Raw genomic sequence first — 6,000 nt, 5'->3', positions numbered from 1 at the left:
CATCCGGCCCACCCCCCTTCGGCTGTCGTGATCAACATAGTGCAGGCCACTGACAACGCAGCGAACTTTGGCGCTTCGCGCCTCCGGGCCGAGGACGCGTTTCCCTCCCCGGCTGAAGCCGGGGATACCCACGCAAGATCACGGATGGTCGACCTTCACCGCCCCGGGTCCGGCCCTGCTCAGCCCTGCTGCTGCGCGGTGGCCTTCTTCACCTGCTCGGTGACATCACCGGTCTGTGCGGCGGGCGGGGCCTTGATCGCGGCCGTGGCGCCGAACTTCTCGAAGTCCATCGTCACTGTCAAACTGCCGAACCGCTGCTTCATACGGACCGGGAGGTCCTTGGCACCGACCCAGATGTCCATGGTGATCGAGTCACTGCCGCCGGTCACCGAGCCGAAGAGGTTGTTCTGATTGCCGTAGGCCTTCTTGAACTTGCCCATGTGCTCCTTGTCGACCACGGCCCGGTAGTGGGTCGCACTCTGACCGTCGACGGTCTCCTTGCCGAGGTCGTCGACGTTGTTGGCGTACTTCAGGCCCTTCATGGCGGCCGCTGGGCTGCCCGCGCCGGAGCTCGGCTGGAACGCCTCGGCGCCCTTGTCGCCGAACACCACAGACGCGTCGATCTTCATCCACTCCTTGCCCTTGAGCGGGCCGGAAGGCTGCGGGTCGATCTCGTAGTAGTAGGCGCCGTCCACGTACACACCTCGGGTCTTGGCGGCGGCGTGCAGCTGCTGCATCTGGGCGGCCTTGGTGTCCATCAAGACGTCGAACGCGAAGCCATGGCCCCAGGAGTACGTGCCGTCCATGGTGACCGGGCTGGTCGTCGACGTCTCGGTCGTCATCCTGACCTGCGCGGACCCCAGGTTCTCCGTCTGGTCAGTCGCCCGCGCCAGCGCCGCCATGATCACGTCGGTTTTGTCGACGGCCTTGGCGGCCGTCTTCGCGCCGTCCGTGCCGCACGCGGACGTCACCATCAGCGCCGCCGCCGTGACCCCTACGCAGGCCGCGGTGTACCGCAGTCTCATCTGTCCCACCCCACTGCTGTGATTCTGTTGTGGATGCCGACTCTAGCGGGGCCCAGTGACACCCCTCCTGGTATTTCCGGGGTAGCTCACGCGGCCGGCACCGCCCGCAATCGGCTCCTCGGCGACCTCGAAATTTGAACCTGTGGCCTCATCCTTATCAGGTTGATCACTGGGCGCAGGCAACGTCGATGAACCCTCGTTGTCCCTCGGCTGGCTAGTACTCCAGCCGGACTTCTTCATTAGCGCTGGTCAACGGCTTGGGTGTGGGGAGTGTAGCGGGCTGGAATGGGGGTGGCGCGGTCTTTGCCGGGCCGTCCCACGAACGTGTGGCCGCGGTGCTTGTAGTGGCAGCGGCGAGCGCGCGCGTGGTGGCGGCGACGCCAGTGGGACCACGTCATCGCGTGGTCGCGGTCCTGAGGGCGGCGGCGGGGTCCAACTGCCAGCAGACGTCGAATCTCAGCCAGTGTGAGGTCCACGAGGTCGGGTGTGTCCCGCTCGATGCCCCCCTTTCCCGTTCCTGGCTGGCCAGGACGGCGAGGAAGGCATGCGCGAGCATGGCGAGTGTGATGTGCCGGTACCAGCCCACGTAGCGGCGGACTTCGTACTGGTCCAGGCCGCATTCGTTCTTCGCGCTCTGGAAGCATTCCTCGACCTTCCAGCGGCAGCCGGCGATGCGTACGAGGTCGGCGACGGTGGCTTCCAGGGGTGCGCTGGCGAAGTAGTAGGCGATCTCGGCGGGCTTGGCGATGCTGCGGCGGGCCAGCATCCAGCGCTGCCGGGTGGGCTCGTCGCCGTCGAACTCCCACACGGCCGACAGGCGGGCTGCGGCCCAGTCGTAGAAACGCTCGCCCTTCGCGCCGCCTCCTGCGGACAGCCGCTGCCAGGCTTCGGGCGGGGCCTGGCCGATGAGAAAGTCGATGCGCGGGCCGTGGACCTGCTGGGACTTCGGGACGGCCACGACGTAGGAAAGCAACCGCCCTCATCGCCGACGAATTCGCTCTGCTCCTCGATCTGCAAGACGTCTACTGGGCCAAGCAAGGTCGCCTCAGCGTGGATGTCTCCCTCGGCATCCTTTCCGTGCTCGGCGCGTACCTGACCGCCACACCGTTCTGGCACGAGTGCGCTCGTGCGACCCATCACCACGTCGTCTCCGTCGCCAAGCAACACCTGACACACGCCAAGTAGGCACCGACGACCAGCACCTACAAGACGTCATCGACAGGGCGTAAGCGTTCGTGGGTGTTGTGGCGGTTTCGCCAGAGGATGTAGCGGCGGATCATGCTGCCCTGCTCCTTGTGGCTGGCGTGGTCGGTGCCGTCCAGAGCGAAGTAGCGCAGGGCGGTGAACTGGGCTTCGATGCGGTTCAGCCAGGAGCTGTTGGTCGGCGTGTAGGCGAACTCGACGTTGTTGGCTGTGGCCCAGTCGCCGACGCGGGTGTCCTTCTTCGTGGTCAGGTGCGGGGAGAAGTTGTCGAGCACGATCGCTATACGGATCTCCGGCGGGTGAAGGCTGCGGAGGTAGCGGCAGAACTCCAGGAACCTCGTGCGGTTCTTCTTCGGCTTGATGTGCCCGTAGAGCTTGTCTTTGCCCAGGTTGTAGGCGGCGAACAGGTGCCGGACCCCGTGCGGGCGGGTGTAGGTCGCCCGGCGTCGGGGCCGGGGCTCCCTGCCGGGGTCCTTGTGCTGTCCGCCACGCTCGGCCCACTGCCGTCCGGAGTGGGGCTGGAGGTTGAGCGGGCCGAACTCGTCCAGGCAGAAGACGACGTCGTGCTCGCCTTGCTCGGATATGACCTCGCCGTCGGCGATCGCGTAGAGGTGCTCGACGCGGGCCTTCTTGGTCGCGTAGTCGGGGTCGCGGGAGGTCTTCCAGGTCTTTATGCCTTGAAAGGACACGCCCTCCTCGCGGAGCAGGACCCGAAGGCCCTCGTGGCTGATGTCGTCGACCACCCCCTCGGCGACCAGGAAATCGGCCAGCTTGGCCAGGCTCCAGGTCGAGAACGGCAGGCCGTGCTCAGCCGGCTTGGACTTGGCGGTCTTCTTCATCTCGCGGCGTTCCGGGAGGGTGAAGGTTTTTGGACGGCCGCCCTTGTACTTCGGGTACAGCGAGGCGAAGCCATCGGCGTTGAAGTTGTGGATCAGGTCGCGGACCCAGTCGGCGCTGGTGAACGTGACCTCGGCGATCTTCACCACGTCCATGCGCTGCGCGGATAGCAGCACCATCTGGGCCCGGCGCCAGGTCACCACCGACCCGGTGCCTCTGCGGATGATCCGCAGCAGCCGCTGCCCCTCGTCGTCATCGACCTCGCGCACGCGCACACGTTCAGCCACTCGGGCACCCTGGCACGGCGCGCCGCCCGGCACAGGACCCGGCGGCGCGTCACTCACATTAGGACGGGCGTGACTTGATCTGACGTCATACGCCAGTGGTGCCGTCGATGCGTTCCCGGACCAGGTCGGCGTGGCCGTTGTGGCGGGCGTACTCCTCGATCATGTGGACGTAGATCCAGCGGAGGCTGACGTCCTGCTCCATGAAGCGGCCTGCGTCGGTCAGAGCACGGTCGACGCAGAGCTCGCGGGCGCGGGCGATCTCCGCCTGCCAGGTGGCGAGGGCGTCGTGCAGTGTGGCGTCCTCGGCCAGTTCGAATCCGCCGTCGGGAGCAGACGGGTCGGCCTGCGGGTCGAAGATGGGCGGGGCCTGTTCTCCGGCGAACACTCGGCGGAACCAGTTCCGCTCGACCTCTGCCATGTGCTGGACGAGGCCGGTCAAGGTGAAGTCGGACGGTGGCACGGACGCGACGGCGGCCTGCCCGTCGTCCAGGCCTTCGCACTTCATGGCGAGGGTGGCGCGGTGAAAGTCAAGCCAGCTTTCGAGCGTGGTGCGCTCGTCGGCGTTCAGGGGCGGCAAAGGGCGTTCGATGGCGCTCATCGGTCGATTATCGCCAGCAGCCGAAGCCGTCGACAGGCAGGGCCTCCGACAGGGCGAACGTTGCCTGATGCGGCACTAGTTCTCCGACCGGGCGCCCTGCAAGTCCAAGGTCCGCCACCCGCCCAGCGACGCAGCGCTGGCCGAGGCCGGCCGGCTGCGTGAGAGCCAGGCGACCGGGTCGACCGCCGAACGGGTCGTGATCGACCTGTCCCACTATGCCGCCGTGGCCGAACGGCTGCGGCACGTTCCCCAGCCGAAAGAGGAGGAAAACACGGAGTGAGTACGGCGCCGATGCAGATGAGCGAAGGACGCCGCTATCAGCAGCTGCGGGCCCACCTGTCCTACCTGAAACTGAACGACGCCGCCGAGGCGCTCAACCGGGTCCTAAACCAGTCCAGAACCGAGCGGATGACGCTGACTGCAGCCCTGGAACGCCTGCTGAAGATCGAGGTCGAGGCCACCGAGGCCCGCCGGCTCGCCGCCCGGCTGAGGTTCGCCTGCCTGCCCGAGCCCTGGACCCTCAACGACTTCGCCTTCGCCGCCCAGCCCGGCGTCGACGAGAAACTCATCCGGGACCTGGCCACCCTGCGGTTCCTCGACGACGCCTCCAATGTGCTGTTCGTCGGCCCGCCCGGAGTCGGACTGGGCCGGCGCCTTTGGTGACGCCACCGTCGCCGCTGCGATGCTCGACCGGCTCCTGCACCGGGCCGCGGTCGTCGGCATCGACGGCCCCTCCTACCGGCTCCGCGGCCACCAGCAGCAGGCTGAGGTCCTGCGGCAGGGAGTGAACGCCCGTGTCTCCTGACCAATCCCTCAACACCCCAGACCCGAAACCGACCATGAGTTGGCGCGGCGCTGCCCTGTCTGCCAGACCACCTTTACCGCCGACAGTCCCACTAGCCGTCAGGTCTACTGCTCTCCCACCTGCCGCGACGCCAACCGCCAGCACATCCCCGCCCGCGGACCTGCCCCATCTGTCGGAGCGCGTTCACCACCGACGTCAGCCCCCGGCGTGTCTACTGCTCGTCCGCATGCCGCACCACGGCCCGCACCAGCAAGGATCACCTGGAAGAGCGGGTCTGTCCCACCTGCGACGACACCTTCGAAGCCGCCCGAACCGTCCGGCAGGTCTACTGCTCTCCCACCTGCCGCCGTGACGCCAACCGCCGCCGCGGCCAGGAACGCGACGCGGAGCGAGCCCGTCGACTCGGCGAGAGTCCGCCCAAACCGCTGCCGGCGCTTCCCGAACTGCCACCGCCGCCCAAACCGGCTCACCGCTCCGGAGGATCCCGCCAAGTGACCCCCGAACGCGACCCGCTGGAGCCAGCCGCGACACGGAACTGCCCCCACTGCCAGCAACCCGTCACCATCGTCGCCCTGCTGGCCACCCCAGAAACCGGCCGGAGCTCGTTGGGCGTCGGCCACCGGATCTCACGTCCTGCTCATTTTCGGAGTGCGAAGGACGCTCGCTCTTGCCACGCCGTGCCGTCGTGGACCACCAGTTCGACTGACGAGACATGCGCCGTGATGGGGAGCTTGCTGAGGAGGTCGGTCTCGACCTCCTCCAGAACGGCGGCTTCTTGACACTGGGCGACAGTGAGATGGGGGATGATGTCGGTGAACCGGCCACCGTATGGCGGAGTCTCCGGCCACCGATCAGCAATTGCTTGGGTGAGCTGCCGCAACTGAGTGTCCGGTTCAGGGACGAGATACAGGACCTCGGGGAGATGCCCGCTTCGCTCGAATCGCAGGTCAAAGGCCCGGTGGCTGTTGAGGGTGTCGGCGATGGCCGAGTGGACGAGAGCGTCTGTTCGGCTCTCTTCGAGGAACGGGAAGAGCACAGTCACGTGTGCTGGCACGCCGGCTTGGGCTGAAGGGTCGAGCCGTTCACGCCATGCGCGGACAGCAGGTTCAACCTCGGGGATCTTCACTATGAGTCCCGTTTGGCCTGCCTGAAAGGTGCTGGAGCTGTCATCTGCCATGACACGGCATGGTGCCACCCAAGACTCGACTACCCATCAGATTATTGAGCCGGACTGGATCTTGGGAG

General features: G+C 66.9%; 8 protein-coding genes. 3 read left to right on the top strand and 5 right to left on the bottom strand.

From position 1 onward, the window contains the following. Positions 1-179: 179 nt before the first annotated feature. The gene (locus ACNPQM_RS38075; protein WP_418087542.1) at positions 180-1,025 is read right to left on the bottom strand and encodes a hypothetical protein; all 846 of its coding nucleotides are present in this window, start codon (positions 1,023-1,025) and stop codon (positions 180-182) included. 394 nt (positions 1,026-1,419) lie between these two features. After that, the gene (locus tag ACNPQM_RS38070) at positions 1,420-1,998 is read right to left on the bottom strand and encodes a hypothetical protein (RefSeq protein ID WP_418087541.1); all 579 of its coding nucleotides are present in this window, start codon (positions 1,996-1,998) and stop codon (positions 1,420-1,422) included. A gap of 77 nt (positions 1,999-2,075) precedes the next feature. On the opposite strand from ACNPQM_RS38070, the gene ACNPQM_RS38065 reads away from it, so the two are divergent. After that, on the top strand, positions 2,076-2,210 hold the full coding sequence (locus ACNPQM_RS38065; RefSeq protein WP_418087540.1) for a hypothetical protein: 135 nt from the start codon (positions 2,076-2,078) through the stop codon (positions 2,208-2,210). A gap of 17 nt (positions 2,211-2,227) precedes the next feature. On the opposite strand, the gene ACNPQM_RS38060 is transcribed toward ACNPQM_RS38065, so the two are convergent. Together ACNPQM_RS38060 and ACNPQM_RS38055 are read right to left on the bottom strand one after the other, a co-directional pair. After that, complete coding sequence (locus ACNPQM_RS38060) at positions 2,228-3,352, bottom strand: IS630 family transposase (RefSeq protein WP_418087539.1); 1,125 nt, start codon at positions 3,350-3,352, stop codon at positions 2,228-2,230. A gap of 85 nt (positions 3,353-3,437) precedes the next feature. Then, entirely contained in the window at positions 3,438-3,950 is a 513-nt protein-coding gene (locus ACNPQM_RS38055) for a DinB family protein (RefSeq protein ID WP_418087538.1), read from the bottom strand. Between the two features lie 276 nt (positions 3,951-4,226). Between ACNPQM_RS38055 and ACNPQM_RS38050 the strand changes: the two genes are divergently transcribed. Then, on the top strand, positions 4,227-4,613 hold the full coding sequence (locus tag ACNPQM_RS38050; RefSeq protein WP_418087537.1) for an ATP-binding protein: 387 nt from the start codon (positions 4,227-4,229) through the stop codon (positions 4,611-4,613). A gap of 19 nt (positions 4,614-4,632) precedes the next feature. Next, positions 4,633-4,755, top strand: coding sequence for a hypothetical protein (locus ACNPQM_RS38045; protein ID WP_418087536.1), 123 nt, complete (start codon positions 4,633-4,635; stop codon positions 4,753-4,755). Positions 4,756-5,392: 637 nt separating this feature from the next. On the opposite strand, the gene ACNPQM_RS38040 is transcribed toward ACNPQM_RS38045, so the two are convergent. Beyond that, complete coding sequence (locus ACNPQM_RS38040) at positions 5,393-5,932, bottom strand: 2'-5' RNA ligase family protein (protein WP_418087535.1); 540 nt, start codon at positions 5,930-5,932, stop codon at positions 5,393-5,395. Positions 5,933-6,000: the final 68 nt, after the last annotated feature.

Origin of the sequence: Streptomyces sp. NPDC056231 (assembly GCF_048270745.1) — a bacterium.
Taxonomy (GTDB): domain Bacteria; phylum Actinomycetota; class Actinomycetes; order Streptomycetales; family Streptomycetaceae; genus Streptomyces.
The sequence above is the reverse complement of the archived record's forward strand: the minus strand, read 5'-3'. Positions and strand labels throughout refer to the sequence as shown.

What these genes read in the sequence shown, in the direction of transcription:
- ACNPQM_RS38075 (WP_418087542.1), bottom strand. Translation starts at nt 1,025, where the DNA reads ATGAGACTGCGGTACACCGCGGCCTGCGTAGGGGTCACGGCGGCGGCG.
- ACNPQM_RS38055 (WP_418087538.1), bottom strand. Translation starts at nt 3,950, where the DNA reads ATGAGCGCCATCGAACGCCCTTTGCCGCCCCTGAACGCCGACGAGCGC.
- ACNPQM_RS38045 (WP_418087536.1), top strand. Translation starts at nt 4,633, where the DNA reads ATGCTCGACCGGCTCCTGCACCGGGCCGCGGTCGTCGGCATCGACGGC.
- ACNPQM_RS38040 (WP_418087535.1), bottom strand. Translation starts at nt 5,932, where the DNA reads ATGGCAGATGACAGCTCCAGCACCTTTCAGGCAGGCCAAACGGGACTC.